The following is a 26,972-nucleotide window of genomic DNA, read 5'->3' as shown; positions in this document are numbered from 1 at the left end:
TACCGTGGGTGCATGGGTGACAGAGGCGACTTTATTCCCGATTTAACTGATGATGAAAGATGATCGTGATCAGATTTTTTGATGATTAGTTGGCTTGGGGGTGACATCGCATCGCGAGCTTTGCTCGCTCCTACAGGTTGGGGTTGGGGTTGGGGGCGGGGCGTAATGGGCAGGCCATCTGCAGGCGTTGCAGCAACACGGCGCGCAGTTGCAGTAATGCCTCCACCCGCTGTTCCACCAGCGCCAGCTTGTCGCGCAGCAACCCTTCCACCGCCTGATCGGGGGCTTCTGCCTGCCACAATTGAGCCACGTTGCTACCAATTTCCCCCAGGCTGAACCCCAGCTGCTGCGCCGTGCGAATAAACCCTACCAACTGCACCGTCTCCTGCGGGTAGTCGCGATAACCATTGGCCAGGCGCCGCGCCTGGATCAACCCGCGCTCCTCATAGAAGCGCAAGGTGTCGCGGCTTACTTCGCAGGCCTGGGCCAATTCACCAATTCGCACGGTTTTCTCCTTGTACGGGCTTGACCTTGGAGCATACCCCAGGCTTTAGCCTGCTCGCTTCATTGAAACCAGAGGAGCAATCACCATGTGGAGCAGGGCCCAATACCGCAAGCTGGTCCGTGCCAGCGGCCTTTACGACCTGATCGTCACGGCAGGCTTTGCCACGCCGTGGACCTTCGCCCTGTTGCACGACGCGCTCGGCACGCTGCACGCCACCTGGGGCTTGCACGGGCAGATTCCGGCGTTCGGCCCGACGCATATGCTGATGGCCAACCTGATGGGGTCGATCGTGTGCGTTTGGGCCTGGTTGAGGATACGCCATCCGCTGCAGCGGTTCGGGCGCTACGACGCGGTGGGGAGGGTGCTGTTTGCCAGTTGGCAGTGGTATGCCCTGTTGCACGGGGCGTCTGGTTTGTTGTGGGCTTTTCTAGTACTTGAGGTGGCTTGGGCGATCGTGCAGTTGGCGCCGGTCAAGCCGTCGCGGGTAAGCTTGGCGGTTTCCCAGGAAGGGTTGAACCATGACGCAGGTGTATGAGGGAAGTTGCCTGTGTGGCGCGGTGCGCTACACGTTGCTTTGCGCGCCGAAGGCGGTGAGCCATTGCCATTGCAGCCAATGCCGCAAAGGCCATGGTGCGGCGTTTGCCAGTTATGGCAGCGTGCCCCGGTCGGCGTTGCAGGTGGTCAGTGGGGCGGATGCGATCAGCGTCTATGCGTCTTCGGATGCGGTGCGGCGTGAGTTCTGTTCACGGTGTGGGTCGAACCTGTTCTGGTCGCGGTCGCAGGGAGATTATTCAGATTGGATATCCATCGCGCTGGGGACGCTGGATACGGCGTTCAAGCCCGGTAAGCAGGCGCATGTTCACACGGATTCCAGGGCACCCTGGTACGCGCATGCGTAGATGGCCAAAGTTGCTTAAAGAAGGAACTTGAATTCTGAAAGCAATTTGACCGTTTCGGGCAACTTCTGCTGAAGCAGCTTATTCAGGTACTCCTGCACGCCATGGGGCGGTTTTCTCAGGGATTGCCGCTGGCGCTGAGCGGCTTCAAGAACTGCCGCTTTATCCAGATCCCACAAATCAGCGATGAAGTCATCCGGGTGCAGAGGCTCGATGTCGAAATTGCCAAGTGTGGAAGGGGGAAAGTCCTTGAGGTTGAAGGTGACGATCACTGAGGCGTTGCATTTGATTGCTGCTGCGAGCACATGGCGGTCGTCCTCATCTGGTAGGTCGAGCCCGTTGACCAGCGCTTCGTAATCCGTGACGAGTGCGTCAGGGACCGCTGCATCCATCAGTTCTGATGTGCGATCCACCTGGGAGCGGGTCAGGTCTGTTCGATTGAGCAAGAGATTGCGTTTCCATTCCTCATGAATCTTCGCTGACCAGCGAGCGCGGTAAATGCCAGTCAGTGCGAGGTTCATGAGGAAGTCGCGCAGGGGGGCTGGATACAGTACGTTGGCGTCATAAAAGGCTGTGAAGGGCGAGTGCTTCATTCGTAACCCATTCTCAAGTCCTGAGCTTGTGCGGCCAGCGCGTCCATCGCGGAGCGACTGATTTCGTCGCGCTTGTCTTTATAGGTAACCAGGTCAGAGAATTTGACTCGACGATGGCGGCCCGTCTTGGTGTGAGGAATCACCGCTTCATCCAGAAGCTTTACCAGGTGCGGGCGAGACACGTTCAGCAGGTCTGCGGCCTCCTGGGTGGTCAGCTCGGCGTGAATGGGAACGACTTTGACAGCGTTGCCCAGCGCCAACTCACTCAGGATTTCACCGAACAAACGCAGCGCAAAAGTGGGTACCTCAACGATTTGGCGCTGGTTCTCCTCATTGAACAGCTCAATCCGTTGGGTTCCTGATTGGGTCGAGAGGAAGGCGGCTAGCGTTCGGCTCGATTCGACAGCCGCAGCAATCTCTTTCTCATCGGGGATCATGTTGCGAGAAAAGTCGGTAGTGGGCATGGGTGTCTCCAGAACGGTATCAAGGGAAGTGCTGATGCGCTCAGCAGCAGCCTAGCTGGAGTTATATTCGAAATATTCGAAAATCGCAATAAACGAAACAGTGCGGTGATTTCTTCGCGGGGGCAAGTCGGATCGCTGCACCGCCGCTCCTACAGACGGACGCGATCCCCTGTGGAGCGGCGGTGCGGCGACCTGACTTGTCCCGCGAAAGGGCCGGAACAGGCATTACATCACCTGAGCATCAGGGCAAGGTCCGAGACTAGGTCTCCACCCAGACAGCCGCAACGGAAAAAGAGCGCCCAGAGCATCTTTGGGAAATGGACTACAAACCAGCCGTTAAATCTGATTCTTGATGCTTCAAACGTCCCGCAAAAACGCTGCCTCCAGCAGTTGCTTTGTATAAGCATGCTGCGGCGCATGGAAGACTTCCCGCGCATCCCCTTGCTCCACCACATGCCCATGCTTGATTACCATCAGCTGGTGGCTCAACGCCTTGACCACCGCCAGGTCGTGGCTGATGAAGAGGTAGGTGAGGTTGTACTTGGCCTGCAGGTTGCGCAACAACTCCACCACCTGCCGCTGCACCGTGCGGTCCAGCGCCGAGGTGGGTTCATCCAGCAGAATCAGTGCCGGCTTCAACACCAATGCCCGGGCAATGGCGATGCGCTGGCGCTGGCCACCGGAAAACTCATGCGGGTAGCGGTGGCGGGTGCGCGGGTCCAACCCTACTTCCTCCAGCGCCGCAATAATCGCTGCCTCTTGCTCTTGAACCGTGCCGATCTTGTGAATCCGCAACCCCTCGCCAACGATGTCCGCCACACACATGCGCGGGCTCAGGCTGCCGAAGGGGTCCTGGAACACGACCTGCATTTCCCGCCGCAGCGGCCGCACTTCCTTCTGGTTCATCCCTTCGAGCTGCTGCCCGTGGAAGCGGATGGCGCCCTGGCTGGAGATCAACCGCAGAATCGCCAGGCCCAGGGTCGACTTGCCCGAGCCGGACTCGCCGACGATGCCCAGCGTCTGCCCCTGGGGCAGGCTGAAGTTGATGCCGTCCACCGCCTTCACATGGTCGACCGTCTTGCGCAGTAGCCCTTTCTTGATCGGGAACCATACTTTCAGGTCATTCACCTCCAGCAGCGGCGCCCCCACCGGGTTATGCGCCGGCAAGCCGCTGGGCTCGGCATTGATCAGCATCTGCGTGTACGGGTGTTGCGGCGCGCTGAACAACGTGGCGCAGTCGGCCTGCTCGACGATCTGCCCGCGCTGCATCACGCAGACCCGATGGGCGATGCGCCGCACCAGGTTGAGGTCGTGGCTGATCAGCAGCAGCGCCATGCCCAGGCGCGCCTGCAACGCTTTCAGCAGGTCGAGGATTTTCAACTGCACGGTCACGTCCAGCGCCGTGGTCGGCTCGTCGGCAATCAGCAACTCCGGCTCGTTGGCCAGGGCCATGGCGATCATCACTCGCTGGCGCTGCCCGCCGGACAGTTCATGGGGCAGCGCTTTCAGGCGCTTGTGCGGCTCGGGAATGCCGACCAGCTCCAGCAGCTCCAGGCTGCGCGCGGTGGCTTGCTTGCCGGTCAGGCCCTTGTGCAGCAGCAGGATTTCGTTGATCTGCTTCTCGATGCTGTGCAGCGGGTTCAGCGAGGTCATCGGTTCCTGGAAGATCATCGCGATGCGGTTGCCGCGAATGCGCTGCATGGCCTTCTCGCTCTGCTGCAGCAGGTCTTTGCCTTCATAAGTGATGCTGCCGCTGGGGTGGCGGGCCAGGGGGTAGGGTAGCAGGCGCAGGATCGAGTGGGCGGTCACCGACTTGCCCGAGCCGCTTTCGCCAACCAGGGCCAGGGTTTCGCCCTTGCGGATGTCGAAGCTGATGCCGTCGACCACCCGGTTGACCTGCTCGCCGGTAACGAACTCCACCGCCAGGTCGCGCACTTCGATCAGGTTCTGTTCGCTCATATCACTTCCTCGGGTCGAAGGCATCACGGGCCGATTCGCCGATGAACACCAGCAGGCTCAGCATGATCGCCAGCACGGCAAAGGCGCTGATGCCCAGCCACGGGGCTTGCAGGTTGGATTTGCCCTGGGCCACCAGCTCGCCCAGCGACGGGGCGCCTGGCGGCAGGCCGAAGCCCAGGAAATCCAGTGCGGTGAGGGTGCCGATGGCACCGGTGAGGATGAAGGGCATGAAGGTCATGGTCGAGATCATGGCGTTGGGCAGGATATGCCGGTACATGATCGCGCCATTGCGCATCCCCAGGGCGCGGGCGGCGCGCACGTATTCCAGGTTGCGCCCGCGCAGGAACTCGGCGCGCACCACGTCCACCAGGCTCATCCACGAGAACAGCAGCATGATCCCCAGCAGCCACCAGAAGTTGGGCTGCACGAAGCTTGCGAGAATGATCAGCAGGTACAGCACCGGCAGCCCCGACCAGATTTCCAGGAAGCGCTGCCCGGCAAGGTCTACCCAGCCACCGTAGAAGCCCTGCAAGGCACCGGCGATCACGCCGACGATGGAGCTGAGCACGGTGAGGGTCAGGGCGAACAGAACCGACACGCGAAAACCATAGATCACCCGCGCCAGCACATCGCGGCCCTGGTCGTCGGTGCCCAGCCAGTTGTCCGCCGAGGGCGGCGCCGGGGCCGGCACACGCAGGTCGTAGTTGATGCTCTGGTAGCTGAACGGGATCGGCGCCCACAGCACGAAGCTGTCTTTCTTGGCCAGCAGCTCGCGGATGTAGGGGCTTTTGTAGTTGGCTTCCAGTGGGAATTCACCGCCAAAGGCCGTTTCCGGGTAGCGCTTGAATGCCGGGAAGTACCACGAACCTTCGTAGCGCACGGCAATGGGCTTGTCGTTGGCGATCAGCTCCGCGCCCAGGCTCAGCCCGAACAGGATCAGGAACAGCCACAGCGACCACCAGCCACGGCGGTTGGCCTTGAAGCGCTCGAAGCGCCGGCGGTTGAGAGGGGACAGGGCCATGTCAGTGCTCCCGGCTGGCGAAGTCGATGCGTGGATCGACCAGGGTGTAGGTCAGGTCGCCGATCAGTTTCACCACCAGCCCGAGCAGGGTGAAGATGAACAGGGTGCCGAAGACCACCGGGTAATCGCGGTTGATGGCCGCCTCGAAACTCATCAAGCCCAGGCCGTCGAGGCTGAAAATCACCTCGATCAGCAGCGAACCTGTGAAGAAGATGCCGATGAAGGCCGAAGGGAAACCGGCGATCACCAGCAGCATGGCGTTGCGGAACACGTGGCCGTACAGCACCCGCGGCCGGCTCAGGCCCTTGGCCTTGGCGGTTACCACGTACTGCTTGTTGATCTCGTCGAGGAAGCTGTTCTTGGTCAGCAGCGTCATGGTGGCGAAGTTGCCGATCACCAGTGCGGTGATGGGCAGCACCAGGTGCCAGAAGTAATCCAGCACCTTGCCGGTGTTGGACAGCTCGTCAAAGTTGTTTGACGTCAGGCCGCGCAGCGGGAACCAGTCGAAGTAACTGCCGCCGGCGAACAGCACGATCAGCAGGATGGCGAACAGGAACGCCGGAATGGCGTAGCCGACGATGATCGCCGAGCTGGTCCAGACGTCGAAGTGGCTGCCATGGCGCACGGCCTTGGCGATGCCCAGGGGGATCGACACCAGGTACATGATCAGCGTGCTCCACAGCCCCAGCGAGATCGACACCGGCATCTTCTCGACGATCAGGTCGATGACCTTGGCGTCGCGAAAGAAGCTGTCGCCGAAATCCAGCGTGGCGTAGTTCTTGATCATGATCCACAGCCGCTCGGGCGCCGACTTGTCGAAGCCGTACATGTGCTCGATTTCGGCGATCAGCGCCGGGTCCAGGCCTTGTGCGCCACGGTAGTTGGAGCCGGCCACGGAAACCTCGGCGCCGCCGCCGGCAATGCGGCTGGTGGCGCCTTCGAAGCCTTCGAGCTTGGCGATCATCTGTTCCACCGGGCCGCCGGGGGCGGCCTGGACGATGATGAAGTTGATGATCAGGATGCCGAACAGGGTCGGGATGATCAGCAGCAGGCGGCGCAGGATATAGGCCAGCATGTCATTGGGCCTCTTGCGCAGGCGGTTGGCTGACCGCCGGCGTTACACCGGGCTTGATCCACCAGGTGTCGATGCCGACGTCGTACTTGGGCGACACCTTCGGGTGGCCGATGTGGTTCCAGTAGGCCACGCGCCAGGTCTTGATGTGCCAGTTGGGGATCACGTAGTACCCCCACAGCAGCACGCGGTCCAGCGCCCGGCAGTGGTCGATCAGGCTCTGGCGTGAATCGGCGTTGATCAGCTCTTCCACCAACTGGTCGATGGCCGGATCGCGCAGGCCGATGAAGTTGCGGCTGCCGGGGTTGTCGGCGGCGGCGCTGCTCCAGTATTCACGCTGCTCGTTGCCGGGCGAGTTGGACTGGGCGAAGCCGCCGACGATCATGTCGTAGTCGCGCGAGCGCAGGCGGGTGATGTACTGGGAAACGTCGACGCGGCGAATGTTCAGGTCAATGCCAAGGTCGGCGAGGTTGCGCTTGAACGGCAGCAGAATGCGCTCGAACTCGGTTTGCGCCAGCAGGAATTCGATCACCACCGGCTTGCCCTGGGCATCGACCATCTTGTCGTCGACGATTTTCCAGCCCGCTTCCTGCAGCAGCTTGTAGGCCTTGCGCTGTTGCTCGCGGATCATCCCGCTGGCGTCGCTGACCGGGTTGTGGAAGGCCTCGGTGAAGGCCTGCTCGGGGATCTTGCCGCGCAGCGGTTCGAGGATTTTCAGCTCGCTGGCGCTGGGCAGGCCGTGGGCGGCCATTTCAGAGTTTTCGAAATAGCTGCCGGTACGGGTGTAGGCGCCGTTGAACAGCTGCTTGTTGGTCCATTCGTAGTCCAGCAGCTGGCTCAGGGCCTCGCGCACGCGCACGTCCTGGAACAGGGGGCGGCGGATGTTGAAGACGAAGCCCTGCATGCCGGTGGGGTTGCCGTTGGGCAACTCTTCCTTGATCAGGCGGCCCTCGCGCACCGCCGGCACGTTGTAGGCGGTGGCCCAATTCTTTGCGCTGACTTCCAGGGCGTAGTCGAAAGCGCCGGCCTTCAAGGCTTCCAGGGCGACGGCGGTGTCGCGGTAGGAGTCGAAGGTCATGGCATCGAAGTTGTAGAAGCCGCGGTTGATCGGCAGGTCCTTGGCCCAGTAGTCCTTGACCCGCTCGTAGCGGATGGTGCGCCCGGCCTTGACCTCGGCCACCTTGTACGGGCCGCTGCCCAACGGGATTTCCAGGTTGCCGCGGTTGAACTCGCGGTTTTCATACCAGTGCTTGGGCAGCACTGGCAGTTGGCCAAGAATCAGCGGCAGTTCGCGGTTGTTCTTGTGCTTGAACCTGAACAGCACCCGCAGCGGGTCTTCAGCGACCGCTTCGGCGACATCGCCGTAGTATTGGCGGTACAGCGGCGCGCCGTCCTTGATCAGGGCGTTGAAGGTGAACACCACGTCTTCGGCGCGTATCGGGTGGCCATCATGAAAGCGCGCTTCGGGGCGCAGGTAGAAACGCACCCAGCTGTTGTCGGGGGCTTTTTCGATCTTGCCGGCGACCAGGCCGTACTCGGTGAACGGCTCGTCCTGGCTTTGGCGCATCAGGGTGTCGTAGATGATGCTGACGTTGTCGGCCGAGACGCCCTTGTTGATGAACGGGTTGAGGCTGTCGAAGCCGCCGAAGCTGGACTGGCGAAAGGTGCCGCCCTTGGGCGCGTCGGGGTTCACGTAGTCGAAGTGCTTGAAGTCGGCCGGGTATTTCGGTGGCTCGTCATAGAGCGTCAGCGCGTGTTGCGGCGCGGCCAGCGCGGGCAGGCTCAGGCAGGCGAACAGCAGGCTGCAGGCCAGGCGATGCGTTGGCTTCATTGGGCTTTCTCCGAAGGCTTTATCCACCAGCTGTTCAGCCCCAGGGTGTAGGGCGGCGTGGTGACGAAGGCGAACCGGTTGCGGTAGGCCAGGCGATGGTTGTCGAGGTACCAGTTGGGGATCATGTAGTACTGCCATGAAAGCACGCGGTCCAGGGCGCGGGCGGCGGCGACCTGGTCGTCGCGGGTGCGCGCGGCGAGCAAGGTGTCGAGCAGGTGGTCGACCACCGGGTCCTTGACCCCAGCATAGTTCTTGCTGCCTTTGATGGCGGCCTGGCTTGAGTGGAAGTACAGCCATTGCTCCAGGCCCGGGCTCAGCGTCTGGTTCAGGGTCATCAGGATCATGTCGAAGTCGAATTGGTCCAGGCGTTGTTTGTACTGGGCGCGGTCCACGGTGCGCAAGCGCGCATCGATGCCGATGCTGGCCAGATTTTCGACATAAGGTTGCAGGATGCGTTCGAGGCTGGGGTTCACCAGCAGCAGCTCCAGGCGCAGTTGCTGGCCCTTGGCGTCGACCAGGCGCTGGCCGTCGAGCTTCCAGCCGGCCTGGTTGAGCAGGCCCAGGGCCTGGCGCAGGGTTTGCCGGCCGATACCGCGCCCGTCGGTGTGGCTGACCTGGTAGGGCTGGGTGAACAGCTGGTCGGGCAACTGGTCGCGAAACGGTGCCAGCAGCAGCCATTCCTTGCCGGTGGGCAGGCCGGAGGCGGCGAACTCGCTGTTGGGGTAATAGCTGGTCGCGCGGCGGTAGGCGCTGCTGAACAGCGCCCGGTTGGTCCACTCGAAGTCGAGCATCAGGCCCAGCGCCTGGCGTACCCGGGGGTCGCTGAAGGTGGCCCGCCGGCTGTTCATGAACAGGCCCTGGGTTTGCGTGGGGATCTGGTGCGGGATCTGCGCCTTGATCACCTGGCCACGGCGCACGGCCGGGAAGTTGTAGCCATTGGCCCAGTTCTTCGCCTGGTGCTCGATGTAGATGTCGAACTCGCCAGCCTTGAAGGCTTCGAAGGCCACGGTGGCATCGCGGTAGAACTCGTATTCGACGCGGTTGAAGTTGTACTTGCCGCGGTTTACCGGCAAGTCCTTGCCCCAGTAGTTCTTCACCCGCTCGAACACCAGGCGCCGGCCCGGCTCTACCTGGGTGATGCGGTACGGCCCGCTGCCCAGGGGCGGCTCGAAGGTGGTGGCCTCGAAGTCGCGCTTCTGCCAGTAATGCTTGGGCAGTACCGGCATCTCGCCCAGGCGCAGGATCAGCAGCGGGTTGCCGGCGCGTTTGAACACGAAGCGGATGCGCAGCGGGCCGAGCACATCGACGCGCTGCACTTCCTGCAGGTTGGTGCGGTAGATCGGGTGGCCCTGCTTGAGCAAGGTGCGGTAGGTGAACGCAACGTCCGCGGCGGTGATCGGCGTGCCGTCATGCCAGCGCGCTTCCGGGCGCAGGTTGAACACCACCCAGCTGCGGTCCTCGCTGTATTCCACGCTGCGGGCAATCAGGCCGTAGCTGGAGGTGGGCTCATCACCGGAGGGGTCGTACTGGCCGGTGCCGACCATCAGCGTTTCGTTCAGCTCGCTGACGCCGTATTGCAGGAAGTTCGGCGTGGTGACGGGGCTGGTGCCCTTGAAGGTGTAGGGGTTGAGCGTGTCGAAGGTGCCGAACGCCATCGCCCGCAAGGTGCCGCCCTTGGGCGCTTGCGGGTTGACCCAGTCGAAGTGGGTGAAGGTGGCTGGGTACTTGAGCGTGCCGAACTGCGCGTATCCGTGGCTTTCGCTCACCATCGCGACGGCGGGGAAGCTCAAGGCCAGGCTGAGGGTCAGCAGGAGGGGACGTATCAAGTCGGCATCCGATCCAGGGGCGTTGGGCTTGGGTCGGGGTACAGTAACAGCTTGGTGGGGTTGGAAAAAGAGGCGCTTTGGGGGAAGTCGAGTGAGGTTTTTTCAGGCCCATTCGCGGGACAAGCCCGCTCCTACAGGTAGCTTCAACCTCTGTAGGAGCGGGCTTGTCCCGCGAATGGGCTGCAAGGCAGCCCCAGGGCGCCTATCAATGCGACAGGTAAACGGTCAGGGTCTGGCCTGGCTTGAGTGCATGGCCGCTGCGCGGGTTCCAGCGCTTGAGGTGTTGCATCTCGACGTTGAAACGTTTGGCTACAAGATAAAGCGAATCACCCTTGCGTACCTTGTACTGGGTGGAGCGCTTGCCCGCCGCCGCCACGCGGTTGCCGGCGGCGCTCGGTGCATTGCCGCCGCGCAGGGCCAGTACCTGGCCAGCCTTGACACGGTTGCCCGGCAGCTTGTTCCAGCGTTGGATGTCCTTCACCGACACCCGGTTGGCCTGGGCAATGCTGCTCAGGTTGTCGCCACGCTTGACTCGGTAGCTGCGCGCTGCCGGCGCCTTGCCTTCGGCCACGGCAGCGGCGAACACGGCCTTGTTCGGCTGCAGGCTCACCAATTGCTCGGGCTTGAGGTTGGACAGGCTGTTGCTCAGCAGTTGCGCCTTGGCGGTGGGCACCAGCAGTTGCTTGGGCCCATCCACGGTCATGCGCTTCTTGAACGCCGGGTTCAGTTGCAGCAGTTCGTCTTCGTCGATGTTGGCAAAGGCCGCCACGCGAGTCAGATCGAGGCGGTCGTTGATGGCCACCGCCTCGAAATAGGGCTCGTTGGCAATTGGGGTCAGGTTCACGCCGTAGGCATCTGGCGTGGACACCACCTGCGACAGGGCCAGCAGCTTGGGCACGTAGTCGCGGGTTTCCTGGGGCAGCGGCAGGTTCCAGTAATCGGTCGGCAGGCCGAGCTTTTCATTGCGCTCCATGGCGCGGCTGACGGTGCCTTCACCGGCGTTGTAGGCAGCCAGGGCCAGCAGCCAGTCGCCGTTGAACATGTCGTGCAGGCGGGTCAGGTAGTCCAGCGCGGCGTTGGTCGAGGCGGTGATGTCGCGACGGCCATCGTAGAAGTTGGTTTGCCGCAGGTTGAAGTGGCGGCCGGTGGCGGGCATGAACTGCCACATCCCTGCCGCGCTTGCCCGCGAATAGGCCATTGGGTTGTAGGCACTTTCGATGGCGGGCAGCAGCGCCAGCTCCAGCGGCATGTCCCGTTCTTCAAGGCGCTCGACAATATAGTGCAGGTAGAGGCTGCCGCGTTCGCCGGCATTTTCCAGGAATGACGGGTTGCTGGCGAACCACAGGCGCTGCTGCTCGATGCGCGGGTTGACGTCGATGCTGTCTTGCAGGGCAAAGCCCCGGCGCATGCGCTCCCACACGTCCTGCGGCGGTTCGGCCGGCTTCACCGCCAGCGGCGAAGGCTTGTGCTTGATCCGCGCCTGGTAGGTATGCGCGCGAACGCTGTCGGCTTCGTCGACCTGACGGGTGCTCTGGCAGCCCACCAGGGTGGCGGCCAGCGCCAGCGCACTGATTTGGGCCAGGCGCGTCAGGGCGACTGAATGAGCGGTTCTGCGGCTACGGGAAGACATCGGCGGGCAGGGGTGTCCGGGCAAAAAATTTCGGCGATTCTAGGAACCGCACCCGCCTGGGTCAACCGTTGTCAGCCCTCTGCGATATATCTTGAGGTTATCAGAAGGTGTCTTTCCAAGACCTCAAAGCAGCAAAAACAGCGACCTGCGAGTCGTTTGGCTGGCCCTTCCATTCGTCTGCTTTTTGTTTAACTAATGTTTCAGAAGTACGCAGGAAGGGGTTGGTCTGGCGCTCCAGGCCAATCGTTGATGGCAAGGTGATGCGATTGTCGGCGCGCAGCCGGGTAACATCCTCGAAACGCTGCAGGACGTGCGGGTTAGAGGGCTCCACCGCCTTGGCGAAGCGCAGGTTGCTCAAGGTGTATTCGTGGGCGCAGTACACCTCGGTGTGCGCGGGCAGCGCGGCCAGGCGGGCGAGGGCCGGCTGCATCTGCTCGGGCGTGCCTTCGAACATGCGCCCGCAGCCGGCGGCGAACAGGGTATCGCCGCTGAACAGCACGGGTGTTGCGGGTTGATCGCTGTAGAAGGCAATGTGCCCCAGGGTGTGCCCAGGCACCGCCAGCACCTGGAAATCGACGCCCAGCACGTTGACCCGGTCGCCGTCGTCCAGGGCTTGGTCGCGGCCTGGGATGCGCTCGTGGGCCGGGCCCAGCACCCGTGCGCCGCTCAGGTGCTTGAGGCGTTCCACGCCGCCGACATGGTCGTTGTGGTGGTGGGTCACCAGGATGGTTTCCAGCGCCCAGCCCGGGTGGGCCGCCAGCCAGGCTTCCACCGGGCCGGCATCGCCCGGGTCGACAACCGCGCAGCGGCGTTTGGCAGTATCCTGTAACAACCAGATGTAGTTGTCGGAGAAAGCGGGGAGAGCGTCGATCTGTATCATGGTGCGGATCCGTATCGCCTAGCGTGGCACATGAAGGCATCTTAGCCGCGATGGCGCGGTGAATGAACCTTCGAGGGAGAGCGCAATGACCGACCAAGCCTTTGCCCAGGCCGACCCGGATTGGGTCGAGCTGATCAGCCTGGCCCGTGAGTGGTTCAACGGCCCACTCGGCCAGCTGATGCTCAAGGAGGAGGAAAAACTGCTGGAAGAAGAGCTCGGGCGCTTCTTCGGCGGCTACCTCGTGCACTACGGCCCGTGCGCCGAAGCCCCGCCCAGCGCGCCCCAGGTGCAGCGCAACGTTCGCCTTGGCGCGCCGCTGCCAGGGGTGGAAATCGTGTGTGAGGAGCAGGCCTGGCCGCTGGGCGAGCACGCCGCCGACGTGGTGGTGCTGCAGCATGGCCTGGACTTCAGCCTGTCACCCCACGGCTTGCTGCGTGAGGCGGCCAGCGCGGTGCGCCCCGGCGGGCACCTCCTGATCGTCGGCATCAACCCCTGGAGCGGCTGGGGCCTGCGCCATTTCTTCAGCCACGGGGCCCTGCGCAAGGCGCGCTGCATCTCGCCCTCGCGGGTGGGCGACTGGCTCAACCTGCTGGGCTTCGCGCTGGAGAAACGCCGCTTCGGGTGCTATCGTCCGCCGCTCACTTCACCGGCCTGGCAGCAACGCCTGGCAGGCTGGGAGCGGGTGGCGGGGGGCTGGCAAGGTGCTGGCGGCGGGGTCTACCTGCTGGTGGCGCGCAAGATGGTGGTCGGCCTGCGGCCGCTGCGCCAGGTGCGCCGCGAACCGATGGGCAAGCTGCTGCCCCTGCCGTTGGCCAAGGTCAACCGCACTGCCGTCAACCCGGATACCGAAAAGCACTGAACATGAGTGGTACATGAGCGAAAGCGTCGAGATGTATACCGATGGCGCCTGCAAGGGCAACCCCGGCCCAGGCGGCTGGGGTGTCCTGCTGGTCTTCAAGGGTGTCGAGAAGGAACTGTGGGGCGGCGAGCGCGAAACCACCAACAACCGCATGGAACTGATGGCCGCAATCCAGGGGCTGATGGCGCTCAAGCGTGAGTGCGAGGTGGTGCTGACCACCGACTCGCAGTACGTGATGAAGGGCATCAACGAATGGATGGCCAACTGGAAGAAGCGCGGCTGGAAGACCGCCGCCAAGGAACCGGTGAAAAATGCCGACCTGTGGCAGCTGCTCGACGAGCAGGTCAACCGCCACAAGGTCACCTGGAAGTGGGTGCGCGGGCATATCGGCCACCCGGGCAACGAGCGTGCCGACCAGTTGGCCAACCGTGGAGTCGAGGAAGTGCGCGCCAAGCGCTGATGCGCTTGGGGTATACTCAGCGCCTTTGTAACTGATGCAAGTTGGAGCGCCCCGCGTGGAGCAGCAGCAAGATAAACGCTTGGTCATTCTCGATACCGAAACCACTGGTATGCCGGTCAGCGAAGGCCACCGGATCATCGAGATCGGCTGTGTCGAGGTCATGGGCCGACGCCTGACCGGGCGGCATTTCCACGTCTACCTGCAACCCGACCGCGAAAGTGACGAGGGGGCGATCAACGTCCACGGCATCACCGATGCGTTCCTGGTCGGCAAGCCGCGCTTTGCCGATGTGGCCGAGGAGTTCTTCGACTTCATCCAGGGCGCCACCCTGGTCATCCACAACGCAGCGTTCGACGTTGGCTTCATCAACAACGAGTTCGCCTTGCTGGGGCAGGCCGACCGGGCCGATATCGCCAACCACTGCACCATCCTCGATACCCTGTTGCTGGCCCGTGCCCGCCACCCGGGGCAGCGCAACAGCCTCGATGCGTTGTGCAAACGCTACGACATCGACAACTCCGGCCGTGAACTGCACGGCGCACTGCTCGACTCCGAGTTGCTGGCTGACGTCTACCTGGCAATGACCGGTGGCCAGACCAGCCTGTCGCTGGCAGGGCATGGGGCCGACGGTGAGGGGGATGGCCAGGGCGGGACAGGCAGCGAGATCCGCCGGATTGTCGGGCGGGCGCCGGGGCGGGTGATCATGGCCTCGGCCGAGGAACTGGAGGCCCATGCCGAGCGGTTGGCGGCAGTGGCCAAGTCGGCGGGGGGGGCTTCGATGTGGCAGGCCTTGACCGAGACGCCTGCGGGTTGAAGGGTTCGCCTCTGATTGAAAAGATAATCCTGTAGGAGCGGGCTTGCCCCGCGAAGCAAGCGACGCGGTGCATGGCACCGGCCGCGCCGGTGTTCGCGGGGCAAGCCCGCTCCTACAGGAAATTACGCCGGCTCCAGCTCGCGATAGGGCCCGCACAGGCAACACAACGCTCTACTACCCTCAATAGGACAACCAGTCCTGCGGGGGTAGTAGCCGGATGTACAAGGACCTCAAGTTCCCGATTCTCATCGTGCACCGCGCCATCAAGGCCGACAGCGTCGCTGGCGAGCGCGTGCGGGGCATTGCCGATGAACTGAGCCAGGACGGCTTTGCCGTTATCAAGGCCGCCGACCACGCCGAGGCGCGCTTGGTCGCCACCACCCACCATGGCCTGGCCTGCATGCTGATCGCCGCCGAAGGCGCCGGCGACAACACCCACCTGCTGCAGAACATGGCCGAGCTGATCCGCCTGGCCCGCCTGCGTGCACCCAACCTGCCGATTTTCGCCCTGGGCGAGCAGGTCACCCTGGAAAACGCCCCTGCCGAGGCCATGAGCGAGCTGAACCAGCTGCGCGGCATCCTCTACCTGTTCGCAGACACCGTGCCGTTTCTCGCCCGGCAAGTGGCCCGCGCCGCGCACAACTACCTCGACGGCCTGCTGCCACCGTTTTTCAAGGCCCTGGTGCAGCACACCGCGCAGTCCAACTATTCCCGGCACACCCCCGGCCACGGCGGTGGCGTGGCCTACCGCAAGAGCCCGGTGGGGCAGGCGTTTCACCAATTCTTCGGGGAAAACACCCTGCGCTCGGACCTGTCGGTGTCGGTGCCGGAGCTGGGTTCGCTGCTCGACCATACCGGCCCTCTGGCAGAAGCCGAGGCTCGCGCTGCGCGCAACTTCGGCGCCGACCACACCTTCTTCGTCATCAATGGCACTTCCACCGCCAACAAGATCGTCTGGCACGCGATGGTCGCGCGCGACGACCTGGTGCTGGTCGACCGCAACTGCCACAAGTCGGTGGTCCACGCGATCATCATGACCGGGGCCATCCCTTTGTACCTGTGCCCGGAACGCAACGAGCTGGGCATCATCGGCCCCATCCCGCTCAGCGAGTTCAGCCCCGCGTCGATCCAGGCGAAGATCCAGGCCAACCCGCTGGCCAGGGGCCGCGAGCCGCGGATCAAACTGGCGGTGGTGACCAACTCGACCTACGACGGCCTGTGCTACCACGCCGGGCTGATCAAGCAGGCCCTGGGCGCCAGTGTCGAGGTGCTGCACTTCGACGAGGCCTGGTTCGCCTACGCCGCATTCCATGATTTCTTCGAAGGGCGCTTCGCCATGGGCACCGCCTGCAGCGGCGACAGCCCGCTGGTGTTCAGCACCCATTCCACCCACAAGCTGCTGGCGGCGTTCAGCCAGGCGTCGATGATTCACGTGCAGGACGGGGCCCAGCGTCAGCTGGACCGCGACCGCTTCAACGAAGCCTTCATGATGCACATCTCCACCTCGCCGCAGTACAGCATCCTTGCCTCGCTGGACGTGGCGTCGACCATGATGGAAGGCCCGGCGGGGCGTTCGCTGCTGCAGGAAATGTTCGACGAGGCCTTGAGCTTTCGCCGCGCCCTGGCCAACCTGCGCGAGCACATTGCTGCCGACGACTGGTGGTTCAGCATCTGGCAGCCGCCGGCCACCGAAGGTATCCACCGCCTGGCAGCCCAGGATTGGCAACTGCAACCGGGGGCGCCCTGGCATGGCTTTGGCGAGGTGGCCGAAGGCTATGTGCTGCTCGACCCGCTCAAGGTCACCCTGGTGATGCCGGGGCTCAGTGCCGACGGGGTGCTGGGCGAGCGTGGCATTCCTGCGGCGGTGGTCAGCAAGTTCCTGTGGGAGCGTGGGCTGGTGGTGGAGAAGACGGGCCTGTACAGCTTCCTGGTGCTGTTCTCGATGGGCATCACCAAGGGCAAATGGAGCACGCTGCTGACCGAGCTGCTGGAGTTCAAGCGCCATTACGACGCCAATACCGCACTGGCGAGCTGCCTGCCCAGCGTTGTCGCGGTGGACGCTGCGCGTTACCAGGGGTTGGGCCTGCGTGACCTGTGCGGCCAGTTGCATGAATGCTACCGCAGCAATGCCACGGCCAAGCAGCTCAAGCGCCTGTTCAGCCGTTTGCCGGAGGTGGCCCAGAGCCCAGCGCAGGCCTATGACCAGATAGTGCGGGGGGAGGTGGAGGCGGTGCCGATCGAGGCCCTGTCAGGCCGGGTTGCGGCCGTGATGCTGGTGCCTTATCCACCTGGCATCCCGTTGATAATGCCGGGCGAGCGGTTCACCGAAGCGACCCGCTCGATCCTCGACTACCTGGCGTTCGCCCGGGCGTTCAACCGTGGTTTCCCAGGCTTCGTCGCCGATGTGCACGGCCTGCAGAACGAGTGGGGCCAGTACACGGTGGACTGCATCAAGGAATGCGAATGATCTCGACGCCCGACTGCGCCAGCTCGAAGCGGTCTTCACCCAGGTGGTTGACGCGGTCGCCGATGGCCAGGCGATAGGTGGTGATCGGGGCGCCCTGGATACTGCCGTCGGCCTGGAGGGTGGACTCCTGGAATTCGTGGACGGGGTAGATACGGCCTTCGGCGTCACGGGCGTGGAATTGGCCGACCATTACTGCTGCCATTTGGGTGAAAACCTCTGAATTACGTAGGAAATGTCTGCAGGGATAGACCGTGAAAGATACCTGGAAGTTTTCGCCTTGCGGAAAAAAAACCCAGGTGCCGAGGAACGGTCATCTATAACTACTGACGTCCCTTTCCCCAGCAAAGGTTGGAAATCGCCATGAGCCAGGTGTATTCGGTAGCGGTCGTCGTCGGCAGCTTGCGCAAGGATTCCTACAACCGCAAGGTGGCCCGCGCACTTTCGGAGCTGGCGCCGTCCAGCCTTGCCCTGAAAATCGTCGAGATCGGCGACCTGCCGCTGTACAACGAAGATGTCGAGGCCGAAGGTGTGCCCGAGGCGTGGAAGCGCTTTCGCGACGAGATCCGCCGCAGCGATGCGGTGCTGTTCCTGACCCCGGAGTACAACCGCTCGGTGCCCGGTGGCCTGAAGAATGCCATCGACGTGGGCTCGCGGCCCTATGGGCAAAGTGCCTGGAGCGGCAAGCCAGCCGCGGTGGCCAGTGTGTCGCCGGGGGCCATTGGCGGCTTTGGTGCCAATCATGCGCTGCGCCAGTCACTGGTGTTTCTCGACATGCCGTGCATGCAGATGCCCGAGGCGTACATCGGTGGCGCGGCCACGCTGTTCGACGAGGCTGGCAAGCTCAATGACAAGACCCGGCCGTTCCTGCAAGGGTTTATCGACAAGTTTGCGTCCTGGGTGAAGTTGAACCGGGCGGTCTGATTGATCGTTGTTACCTGACCCGACGCATTCGCGGGGCAAGCCCGCTCCTACAGGTAGTTCACCGCCCTGTGTAGGAGCGGGCTTGCCCCGCGAATGGCCCTGCACCGATCAATCAGAACGCCTGCGGCATCTCACCCTTGGCCAAGCGGCGGTTGATGTCGGCAATCACTTCCGGCAACTCGTTGATGGTGTCGATCAGGTAGTGCGGCCGCGACCCGGCAAACAGCTGGTGAATGCGCTTGCGCTCGCTTTCCAGCTTTTCCGCGCTCAAGGCGCGGTAGCCTTCCCAGGTCAGCCCCAGGGCGTTGCCCGAGCACACCAGTGCCACGGTCCACATCCCGGCACGGCGGCCTTCGAGGATGCCCGGCACGGTGTCGTCGACCTTCACGCACGCCGCCACGTCATCGATCCCCAAGGCAATCACGTTGGCCAGGGCCTGGGCCGGCCATGGGCGGCCATTGGGGGTTTCGTCGGTGGCCACCACGTGGTCGGCGACGTAGCCGTTGTTCGCCGCCAGCTCCACCACCTTGTCCATCACCACCTTTGGGTAGCCCGAGCACGAGCCGATCTTCAGGCCGTCCTGACGCAGGCCGGTCAGGGTGTCCAGGGCGCCGGGAATCAGCGCCGAGTGCACGGCGATCTTCTCGATTTGCAGGGGCATGAAGCGGTTGTAGATGGCGGTGACGTCATCGTCGGTCGGCGTGCGGCCAAACACCTTGCGGTAGCGCTCGGCAATTTCCGGCACGTCGCACAGGGTGCGGATGTGGTCCCACTTGCCCATGCCCATTGGGCCCCGGGCCTCTTCGATGGACACTTGCACGTCGAACTCGGCGAACGCCTCGACGAAGATCTGGGTAGGGGCGAAGGAGCCGAAGTCGACCACGGTGCCGGCCCAGTCAAGGATGGCGGCTTGCAGCTGGGTAGGGTTGCTGTAGTTCATGTGCGCGTTTTCCTGAATTCGGGTGGGCAAAGGGGTTAGATGTCCAGCACTTCCATTTCCCGCAGCACCGCGGCCACGGCATTCACGGCGGCTTGCATGCCATCGGCACCTACTACGCCGATGCAGCCGACGCGGAAGGTTTCCACCTGGGTCAGCTTGCCGGGGTAGAGGATGAAACCCTTGGCCTTGACCCGCTCGTAGAAGTCCTTGAACTGGTAGCGCGGGTTGTTCGGGGCGTGGAAGGTGACGATGATCGGCGCCTGGATCTCGGCGGGCAGGAAGCTGCGCAGGCCAATGGCGGCCATGCCGTCGAGCAGGGTCTTGCAGTTGTCGGCATAGCGCTGGTGGCGAGCCGGCAGGCCACCTTCCTCGTTGTACTGTTGCAGCGCTTCGTGCAGGGCGGCGACCACGTGGGTAGGCGGGGTGAAGCGCCACTGGCCGGTCTTGGCCATGTAGGCATGCTGGTCGTGCAGGTCCATGGCCAGGGAGTGGGCATTGCCTTCGGCGGCGGCCAGGGCGGTTTTCTCGGCAAACACGAAGCCCATGCCGGGCACGCCTTCCAGGCACTTGCCAGAGGCTGCGATCAGTGCCTCGAAGGGAATCTCGCGGGCATCGATGGGCAGTGCGCCGAACGAACTCATGGCGTCGATGATCAGGCGCTTGCCGTGGCGTTTGATGACCTGGGCAATGTCCGGCAGCGGGTTGAGGATGCCGGTGCTGGTTTCGCAGTGGATCAGCGCCACGTGGGTGATGGCCGGGTCGGCGGCCAGCAGGCGGTCGACATCGGCGGCGGTGGTGGGCTGGTCTTCGGCGGTTTCGAAGGTGCTGTAGGTGCGGCCGAGCACCTTGCAGATCTTCGCCAGGCGCTGGCCGTAGGCGCCGTTGATCAGCACCAGCACCTTGCCGTCGCGTGGCACCAGGGTGCCGATGGCCGCTTCCACGGCGAAGGTGCCGCTGCCTTGCAGGGGCACGCAGTGGTGGCTGGCGCTGCCGTCGATGATTGCCAGCAGTTGCTCGCAGACGCTGGCGGTCAGCTGGTTGAAGTCGCGGTCCCAGGAGCCCCAGTCCACCAGCATGGCTTGGCGGGTGCGGATTGATGTGGTCAATGGACCTGGGGTCAGCAGAATCGGGGCGTTGCTCATTCCGTTATTCCTCACAAGCGGTGGGCTGAAACTACGGGGCCTAGGTTGCAATTGCGGCTGCTATCAATCAAATTGTTTATTGTTATCCGAGCTATAAGTCAGGCCGATACGAATGAACCTGTTCCAGCTACGCGCCTTCGATGCCGTCGCCCGTGAGGGCAGCTTTACCCGCGCCGCCGCGCGCCTGTTCATCAGCCAGCCGGCGGTGACCGGGCACGTCAAGGCACTGGAGGAGCACTACCAGATCACCCTGTTGCGGCGCACCGCCCGGCGGGTGGAATTGACCGAGGAAGGCACGCGCCTGGCGGCGATCACCCGCGCCATGTTTGGCCTGGCCGAGGAGGCCCAGGCCATGCTCGAAGCCAATCGCCAGCTGCTGACCGGGCGCCTGGAGGTGGCCGCCGACGGCCCGCACCGGGTCATGCCGATGCTGGCGCTGCTGCGCGAGCGCTACCCGGGCATCACCGTCAACCTGCGCCTGGGCAATGCCCAGGAAACCCTGGCCGCGCTGCTCAGCGAGCACGCCGACGTGGCCGTGCTGACCGAAATCGAGCCGCGCAAGGGCCTGCACCTGCAGGCCCTGTGCGAGTCGCGGCTGTGCGCCTTGCTGCCAGCCGGGCATGCCTGGGCCAGTGGCGAGCACGACCTGCCGCTGGCCGAGCTGCACCAGCAGATCATGGTGCTGCGCGAGCCCAGCTCCACCACCCGGCGCACCTTCGACAAGGCCTGCGCCAAGGCCGCCGTGCAGCCGCGCGTGCTGCTTGAGCTGGACAGCCGTGAAGCGGTTACCGAGGCGGTGGCTTCGCAGTTGGGCATCGGCGTGGTGTCGTCCACCGAGGTGGCCAACGACCCACGGGTGGTGGCGCGGCCGTTGGTGGGCGAAGGCCTGGTCAACCAGCACCTGATCGGTTGCCTGGAGCGCCGCCGCGAGTTGCGCCTGATTCAGGCGTTCCTGGGTTTGGCGGCCGGCCTGTGATGGCCGTGGCGCCCAGGGCGGTCTAAGATGCCCGGCATTGAGCCGACAGGACCGTCGATGAGCGAGAAAGACACCATTTCCATGCAGCTGGTGCGCGAAGCGCTGTTGCAAACCTGCCCCGCCGGCGAGCCCGACCGTGGCTTGCTGGCGAGGGCCGGGATAGCCGTCGAGCAATTGCACTTGCCTGCGGCAAGGGTCAGCGCCGACGCCTACGCCCGGCTCTGGCGCCTGCTGGCGCGGCGCTGCAACGATGAGTTCTTCGCCATGGACCCGCGCGGCCTGCGCAGCGGCAGCCTGGCCTTCATGTGCCGGGCGAGCATGGCCCAGCCGACCCTGGGCGCGGGGCTGGAAACCGCGCTGGGTTTCCTGTCGCTGATGCTCGAAGACCTGCAGCCTGGCTTGGTGCGCCAGCAGAGCCTGGCCGAGGTGGTGATCAACGAGCCCCGCGATGCACCGCGCCGGGCCTTTACCTACTTCACCTTCTGGATGATCGTGCACGGCGTCGCCTGCTGGCTGGCGGGCCGGCGCATTCCGATTCTGGCCATCGAACTGCGCTGCGCCGAGCCGCCCTTTTGCGACGACTACCGGGTGATGTTTTCCGAGAACCTGCAGTTCCAGCGCCCGCGCAGCCGCATGATCATTGCCGCCGACTGCCTGGACGTGCCGCTGCGGCGCACGGAAGAAGAACTGCAGCGCTTTCTGGCCGAAGCGCCGGGCAACATCCTGGTCAAGTACCGCGACCCGGCCAGCCTGGGCCGGCGTATTCGCCACGACCTGTCACAGCAGCCGCCCAGCCTGTGGCCCGATGCCGAGCTTCTGGCACAGCGCCTGTGCCTGTCGGCATCGACCTTGCGCAGGCGCCTGGCCGAGGAAGGGCAGACCTACCAGGGGCTCAAGGACAGCGTGCGCCGGGAGTTGGCGATCGCCTGGCTGGCCACCCCGGAGCTGGCCATGGGGGAGGTGGCCGAACGCCTGGGGTTTGCCGACAGCAGCTCGTTCTACAAGGCGTTTCGCAAGTGGTTCGGCTGCAACCCCGGGCACTACCGTGCGTTGATCCTGGCGCGGCAATGCAGTCACTGATTCCCTCTGCTTCGCGGCCTGCCGATGGCCCAGCGTTGCGGGTTTCCTCCAGGGGTTATCCGCAATGCCTACAACCACATTACCCAGCAAAATCGAACAGGCCACCGACCAGTTCATCGGCGAGATCCTGCCGCCCTGGCTGAAGGCGGCGCCCCCTGCCCAGCTGGCCACCCTGCGCCGTGCGTTTGCCGCGCACATGCAAAGCCTGCGCAAGGTAGCGAGCGTGTACGAGCGCCTGCTGGCGCCAGACGATTTCGTCCGGGGCTTGCTGCAGTCACACATCAGCCGCGAGATGGGGCTGGACATCGACCTGGCCCTGGCCTGCTGGCGGGAAGAGCGGCGAACCTTTGTCGTCAAGCCAGGCGAGCTGCCCACGGGGGATTCGTACTTCGTAACGGTGCCTGCGCTGCAGGTGCTGATGCAGAACTTCAAGGCGGGTGAGTCGTTCTATAGCGAAACCGCCTTGGTGTACCCGGCAGATGCCGCAACCGGAGCCGAAGAACAGGTCATCACCAAGGCATCTGACCAGGTTGTGGCACTGTGCCGCCAGGTCGATGCGGGCAAACGATACCAGGACCACCTGCAGCAGCTGTTCAGCGGCGATTTCACCCACGACCTTACCGAGCACATACGCTGCACGTTCCAGGTGATGACCGAGGTTGCCGCCACGCGGCGCTCGTTGCCAGCCGATGAATTAGGGGTGTTGCGTGCGCTGGGGGCCGGGCAGGTGCCGACCCACATCGATAGCCCGGGCATACGCTGTGCCGAGCTGCAGTTGTTGGGCAGCACATTGTCCGGCATGTGGCTGGTCGAACTCAGTGGCTCGTGGCTGCCCAACCTTGGCGGTATCGGCGTGCGCACGCAGGTGAACGCGGTGCTGCTGTGCTTGCCCGACGACCCGCTGCAACCCGTGCTGCACCTGGCGAGCTGGGGTGCAGTCAATGCGACCTTGCTGCAATGGATGAACGACCCGAAAAAGCGGGCATTGTTGCTTGCGCGTGTTGCCTTGCAGGATCGGGGCGCCTTTCTTGAAACCCTGGGCAAGCGCCTGCTGGATGCCGCGCCAGACCTCGCCCCGGCGCCTGCCTACCTGGAAGGTTCACTGTTCGCGAGCTTGGCCAGCCTGCGGATCAACCGTATACGTGACGATGCCCGCTTTCTTGCGGTGCCCACCGCCCAGGTGCAGGCGCGGCAAACCTCCGAACGCCTGGCGCAACTGGCCTCGGCGGGCCTGACGCTGGTCAACCTGGCCGGGTTGTACGTGCCGGGGGTGGGCAGCCTGCTGCTGGCGGACATGGTGCGGCGAACCCTGGGGCAAATCTGTGAAGGGGTTTCCCATTGGGCCCGGGGCCATCAGCACGAGGCACTGGAGCATGTGCTGGGCGTGGCCGAGACGGTCGCGGTCAGCGCCGCCGTGCTCGGTGGCGCCAAGGGGGTGGCCACGGCCTTTGCTCGCAGCCCTTGGGTGCAAGGGCTGGAACCGGTGGTCACCGATGTGGGTGAGCTGCGTTTGTGGGCCAATGACCTGGGCGCCTACCAGGACCCGGCCCCGCCAGCAGGGTTGGTCGAACTGGAAAATGGCCTGTTCAGCGATGGCTCCAGCCAATGGTGGCTGCACCAGGGTGTGTACTATCGGGTGCGCGCGACCACTGCCGAAGGCCCGTGGCGCTTGCTCGATGCCCGTCAGCCACGGGCCTATGGCCCGGCCCTGGAGTACAACGGTGAACGGGCCTGGCGCATGGCCCATGAGCGGCCACTGGAGTGGCAGGGTGCGGGGCACCTGTTGGGGCGCCTGTGGCCGCCTGCGCAGGCGCTGGACGAGGAACAAGTTGCCCAGGTGCTTCGGGTGGCTGACGTGGATGAGCTACAGTTGCGTGGCCTGCTGGTGGAAAACCGCCCATTGCCGGTAGCGCTGCGTGACACACTGGAGCGCTTTGCCGTGGATGCCAGGGTAGACCGGTTTCTGTCCGCCCTTGGCGAGCACGTGGCTGATACCGAGCTTTGGCAATGGTGCGTGGATGACCTGGGCATTCAGGACCTTGGCTTGCAGACGCAGCGCGACACCTTCACGCTGGAAGCGCTGTACCTGCGGGGGCGGCTGTTCGAACACTTTGCCAGCCGCCATCTGGCGGATGACCCGCAACTGTCCCTGCTGCAGCGGGACTTTCCCGGCCTGCCCAAACCTTACGCCCTGCACCTGCTCGGGCAGATCAGCACCGAGCAACGGGTGATGATGCGCTCGCGTGCACGCATACCCCTGGCGGTGGCCCAACGGGCGCGCCGCTTGTTGCAGCTCGCGCAGTTGACGCGGGTGCGCGAGGGCCTGTTCCTCAAGGGCAGCTATCGCCCGGACCAAGCCAGGTTGGTGTTCGCGCTGCTGGCACAACCTGGCCGCTGGCCGGCGGCCGTGGCAGTGGAGCTGCGCGAGGGATCGGTAACGGGTGAGTTGCTCGCCAGCCTGCACACGCCAGGGCCTGGGGTGGCCGTCAGGGTGCTGGTGAGGTCGGGGGGCGAGTTCAGCCTGCCTGGCGGGCCGGGCACAGGGGAAGGGCCCTACGGGCTACCCGAGGCCCTGCTGGCCTGCCTGGCTCCGGAAGACCGTGCCCGGTTGGGCTGGGTGGGGGCTGCAGCCGAGCAGCAGCTGCGCAATGACCTGCAACGCTGGGCGCCCAGCAACCGTGCAGCGCTGCTGCAACTGCTGGGCCTGCAGGACGCTGGCGTACCCCATAGCCCCATGCGGCGCCTCGCTGATGGCCGGGTAGGCTACCTGCTCAGTGGCCGCGTGCCGGGCGACAACGTTTCACACAACCTGCTGCGCGCGCGAATTCGCGGCTTGTACCCGGCGTTCAATGAGGACGAGGTGCAGCTCTACCTGAGCCTCTTGCTGGAGCAGCCCGGCTCGGCGTTTCGCACGCTGCTCATGCAGGAGCAGCAGTATCGAAGCCTCAAGCGAGCCCTGGATGTGTGGGCCGACCGTGCACGCAGCGGCGAAACCAAGGCGCTGCGCCGGCGTGCCGCCCGGCAGCTGCGGCGCAGCTGGCAGTTGGTTGGCGAACGCATTGTCGACCAAAGGGATGTGCCGCAAGGCATGAGCCTGAGGCTGCGCGACATGGCCTTGCGCAGCCTGCCCGACCTGCCTGCCGGCACCGACTTCGGCCATGTCGCCGAGCTGACCCTGACCGGCTTGAGCTTGGAGCAGGTGCCTGAAGGGTTCTTGCGCAGCTTCCCGCAGTTGCGCTGGTTGAACCTGGGCGAAAATGCCTTGACCAGCGTGCCGACGGACATCGGCCAACTGCGCGAACTGCGCAACCTGCGCCTGGCCGGGAACCAGATCCGCATGAGCACGGGCAGTGCAACGACGCTGGCCAACCTGGCCCAACTGCGCGTGCTCGACCTGAGCTTCAACCCCCTGGGCGCCATCAGCCTGCACCTGCGCCCACTGGCCCGGCTGCGTGAACTCAACCTGCGCTGCGCCAACCTGTTGACCGTCCCGGCCGACCTGCAGTGGTGCGGGCAGCTGGAGCTGGCCGACCTGCGCGACAACCACCTGGCGAGCATGCCGCAGGCGATACTGGATGCCCCGCCCCAGTGGCGGCGGGCACTGGTGCTGCAGGGCAACCCTCTGCCACTGGCGATCCGCCAGCACCTGGGCCTGACGCCTGCTGCGCAGGTGCCGGCCGAGGGCGCTGCGACCCGGCTGGCCGCCGCCCGCGCAGCCTGGCTGGAGGGCGCCTCACAGCAGGTACTGCGCAGCAGGGGCGAGCTGTGGGACAGGCTGCATGCCGAAGCGGGCAGCGGCAACCTGTTTCAGCTGCTGGCGGAACTGACGGGCACCCGGGATTTCCGCCTGCTCCCGGCCGACCTGCGGCGCAGGGTGTGGGTCATGCTGGAGGATGCGGGCAGCGATACCGAGCTGCGTGAGGAACTGTTCGCCCTGGCGGGCAACCCGCGCACCTGCGTGGACAGTGTCGCGTCGTGCTTCAGCGCCCTGGAGGTACGGCTGTACGTGGCCCAGGCCCTGCGCGAGCGTGAGCCGATAGCGGCCCGCAGCGCCCGCCTGCGCCTGGCCACGCGGTTGTTCCGCCTGGATCAGGTCGAGGGCATCGCCCGTGCCGAGATACAGGCTCGCCAGGCCAGCGGCCAGAGCGTGGATGAAATCGAGATCAGCCTGGCCTACCGCACGGGCCTGGCCAGTGAGCTGGAACTGCCAGGCCAGCCGCGCACGATGCACTTCGAGGCCACCGCTGGTGTAACCCGGGAGCAGCTGGATGCTGCTGCAGCCAGGGTTCGCCTGGCTGAAGCCAGCGATGCGCTGCCGCGTTACATCAGCCAGCGTGATTTCTGGCTGGAAAGCTTGCGCAGCGAACATGGCGCGGCGTTCAACGAGGTCGAGGCGCCGTTCTGGGCGCGCCTGGACGCACTGGACGGTGCCCACCCGGACAGCGGTGATTACCTGCGGGCAGCCAATGAACTGGCCATGGAACGGCAAGCGGCGGTTGAGGCGCTGGCGTTGCGCCTGACCCGCGAGGCATTGGCCAACTGACCTCGGCAAGCCCAGGCACCGGTGCCTGGGCAGCTTTCCAGCTTCCAGCCGGTTGCCCTCCTGGCGGACTGTGCTGCGCTTTCTTGCCGAGGA

General features: G+C 64.5%; 23 protein-coding genes. 10 read left to right on the top strand and 13 right to left on the bottom strand.

Annotated features, from left to right (window positions below; translation table 11 throughout):
- Window positions 1-130: 130 nt before the first annotated feature.
- Window positions 131-505, bottom strand: a complete 375-nt coding sequence (locus tag F3J44_RS12535; RefSeq protein WP_167272776.1) for a MerR family transcriptional regulator — start codon at window positions 503-505, stop codon at window positions 131-133.
- 85 nt (window positions 506-590) lie between these two features.
- Between F3J44_RS12535 and F3J44_RS12530 the strand changes: the two genes are divergently transcribed.
- Together F3J44_RS12530 and F3J44_RS12525 are read left to right on the top strand one after the other, a co-directional pair.
- On the top strand, window positions 591-1,040 hold the full coding sequence (locus tag F3J44_RS12530) for a hypothetical protein (protein ID WP_167272773.1): 450 nt from the start codon (window positions 591-593) through the stop codon (window positions 1,038-1,040).
- On the top strand, window positions 1,024-1,404 hold the full coding sequence (locus tag F3J44_RS12525; protein WP_167272770.1) for a GFA family protein: 381 nt from the start codon (window positions 1,024-1,026) through the stop codon (window positions 1,402-1,404). Before F3J44_RS12530 ends, F3J44_RS12525 begins: the two co-directional genes overlap by 17 nt.
- Before the next feature lie 14 nt (window positions 1,405-1,418).
- Here the strand turns inward: F3J44_RS12525 and F3J44_RS12520 are convergent, their stop codons facing one another.
- The 9 genes from F3J44_RS12520 to gloB form a co-directional block, all read right to left on the bottom strand.
- Window positions 1,419-1,994: a PIN domain-containing protein gene (locus tag F3J44_RS12520; RefSeq protein ID WP_167272767.1), complete on the bottom strand. Its 576-nt coding sequence runs from the start codon at window positions 1,992-1,994 to the stop codon at window positions 1,419-1,421.
- A complete protein-coding gene (locus F3J44_RS12515; protein WP_167272764.1) occupies window positions 1,991-2,458 on the bottom strand; it encodes a helix-turn-helix domain-containing protein in 468 nt (155 codons plus the stop codon). The genes F3J44_RS12520 and F3J44_RS12515 overlap by 4 nt, the downstream gene beginning before the upstream one ends.
- Window positions 2,459-2,815: 357 nt before the next feature.
- The gene (locus F3J44_RS12510; protein WP_167272761.1) at window positions 2,816-4,417 is read right to left on the bottom strand and encodes an ABC transporter ATP-binding protein; all 1,602 of its coding nucleotides are present in this window, start codon (window positions 4,415-4,417) and stop codon (window positions 2,816-2,818) included.
- Window position 4,418: 1 nt separating this feature from the next.
- Window positions 4,419-5,438 (bottom strand): ABC transporter permease, encoded by a 1,020-nt coding sequence (locus F3J44_RS12505; protein WP_167067242.1) that lies wholly within the window; start codon window positions 5,436-5,438, stop codon window positions 4,419-4,421.
- Window position 5,439: 1 nt separating this feature from the next.
- Window positions 5,440-6,513, bottom strand: a complete 1,074-nt coding sequence (locus tag F3J44_RS12500) for a microcin C ABC transporter permease YejB (protein ID WP_167067245.1) — start codon at window positions 6,511-6,513, stop codon at window positions 5,440-5,442.
- 1 nt (window position 6,514) lies between these two features.
- Entirely contained in the window at window positions 6,515-8,341 is a 1,827-nt protein-coding gene (locus F3J44_RS12495; RefSeq protein WP_167067248.1) for an extracellular solute-binding protein, read from the bottom strand.
- Window positions 8,338-10,167, bottom strand: a complete 1,830-nt coding sequence (locus F3J44_RS12490) for an extracellular solute-binding protein (protein ID WP_205299856.1) — start codon at window positions 10,165-10,167, stop codon at window positions 8,338-8,340. Before F3J44_RS12490 ends, F3J44_RS12495 begins: the two co-directional genes overlap by 4 nt.
- 205 nt (window positions 10,168-10,372) lie before the next feature.
- On the bottom strand, window positions 10,373-11,797 hold the full coding sequence (locus tag F3J44_RS12485) for a lytic transglycosylase domain-containing protein (protein ID WP_167272758.1): 1,425 nt from the start codon (window positions 11,795-11,797) through the stop codon (window positions 10,373-10,375).
- A 100-nt stretch (window positions 11,798-11,897) separates the two neighbouring features.
- The gene (gene gloB, locus F3J44_RS12480; protein WP_167067255.1) at window positions 11,898-12,677 is read right to left on the bottom strand and encodes a hydroxyacylglutathione hydrolase; all 780 of its coding nucleotides are present in this window, start codon (window positions 12,675-12,677) and stop codon (window positions 11,898-11,900) included.
- Between the two features lie 85 nt (window positions 12,678-12,762).
- On the opposite strand from gloB, the gene F3J44_RS12475 reads away from it, so the two are divergent.
- The 4 genes from F3J44_RS12475 to F3J44_RS12460 all read left to right on the top strand — a co-directional run bounded on the left by F3J44_RS12475 (window position 12,763) and on the right by F3J44_RS12460 (window position 17,277).
- Window positions 12,763-13,536, top strand: a complete 774-nt coding sequence (locus tag F3J44_RS12475; RefSeq protein WP_167067258.1) for a class I SAM-dependent methyltransferase — start codon at window positions 12,763-12,765, stop codon at window positions 13,534-13,536.
- 13 nt (window positions 13,537-13,549) lie between these two features.
- Entirely contained in the window at window positions 13,550-13,996 is a 447-nt protein-coding gene (gene rnhA / locus F3J44_RS12470) for a ribonuclease HI (RefSeq protein WP_167067261.1), read from the top strand.
- A gap of 55 nt (window positions 13,997-14,051) precedes the next feature.
- Window positions 14,052-14,810 carry a DNA polymerase III subunit epsilon gene (gene dnaQ, locus F3J44_RS12465; RefSeq protein ID WP_167272755.1) on the top strand — a complete coding sequence of 253 codons (759 nt, stop codon included), beginning with the start codon at window positions 14,052-14,054 and terminating at the stop codon, window positions 14,808-14,810.
- 217 nt (window positions 14,811-15,027) lie between these two features.
- Window positions 15,028-17,277, top strand: a complete 2,250-nt coding sequence (locus F3J44_RS12460) for an Orn/Lys/Arg decarboxylase N-terminal domain-containing protein (RefSeq protein ID WP_167272753.1) — start codon at window positions 15,028-15,030, stop codon at window positions 17,275-17,277.
- On the opposite strand, the gene F3J44_RS12455 is transcribed toward F3J44_RS12460, so the two are convergent.
- Window positions 17,261-17,479, bottom strand: a complete 219-nt coding sequence (locus F3J44_RS12455; protein ID WP_167067270.1) for a hypothetical protein — start codon at window positions 17,477-17,479, stop codon at window positions 17,261-17,263. The genes F3J44_RS12460 and F3J44_RS12455 overlap by 17 nt on opposite strands.
- Before the next feature lie 158 nt (window positions 17,480-17,637).
- Between F3J44_RS12455 and F3J44_RS12450 the strand changes: the two genes are divergently transcribed.
- Entirely contained in the window at window positions 17,638-18,198 is a 561-nt protein-coding gene (locus F3J44_RS12450) for an NADPH-dependent FMN reductase (RefSeq protein WP_167067273.1), read from the top strand.
- A gap of 112 nt (window positions 18,199-18,310) precedes the next feature.
- Here F3J44_RS12450 and phnX read toward each other — a convergent pair whose 3' ends face one another.
- Window positions 18,311-19,138, bottom strand: coding sequence for a phosphonoacetaldehyde hydrolase (gene phnX / locus F3J44_RS12445; protein WP_167067276.1), 828 nt, complete (start codon window positions 19,136-19,138; stop codon window positions 18,311-18,313).
- A 35-nt stretch (window positions 19,139-19,173) separates the two neighbouring features.
- Window positions 19,174-20,280, bottom strand: coding sequence for a 2-aminoethylphosphonate--pyruvate transaminase (locus F3J44_RS12440; RefSeq protein ID WP_167272750.1), 1,107 nt, complete (start codon window positions 20,278-20,280; stop codon window positions 19,174-19,176).
- Between the two features lie 112 nt (window positions 20,281-20,392).
- Here F3J44_RS12440 and F3J44_RS12435 point away from each other — a divergent pair, with 112 nt between their 5' ends.
- The 3 genes from F3J44_RS12435 (at window position 20,393) to F3J44_RS12425 (ending at window position 26,879) form a co-directional block, all read left to right on the top strand.
- Window positions 20,393-21,256, top strand: coding sequence for a LysR substrate-binding domain-containing protein (locus tag F3J44_RS12435; RefSeq protein ID WP_167067282.1), 864 nt, complete (start codon window positions 20,393-20,395; stop codon window positions 21,254-21,256).
- A gap of 57 nt (window positions 21,257-21,313) precedes the next feature.
- A complete protein-coding gene (locus tag F3J44_RS12430; RefSeq protein WP_167272748.1) occupies window positions 21,314-22,336 on the top strand; it encodes an AraC family transcriptional regulator in 1,023 nt (340 codons plus the stop codon).
- A gap of 64 nt (window positions 22,337-22,400) precedes the next feature.
- Window positions 22,401-26,879 (top strand): NEL-type E3 ubiquitin ligase domain-containing protein, encoded by a 4,479-nt coding sequence (locus tag F3J44_RS12425; RefSeq protein ID WP_167272745.1) that lies wholly within the window; start codon window positions 22,401-22,403, stop codon window positions 26,877-26,879.
- Window positions 26,880-26,972: the final 93 nt, after the last annotated feature.

Origin of the sequence: Pantoea sp. Tr-811 (assembly GCF_011752535.1) — a bacterium.
Classification (GTDB): domain Bacteria; phylum Pseudomonadota; class Gammaproteobacteria; order Pseudomonadales; family Pseudomonadaceae; genus Aquipseudomonas.
This window is presented reverse-complemented; position numbering and strand designations above follow the sequence as displayed.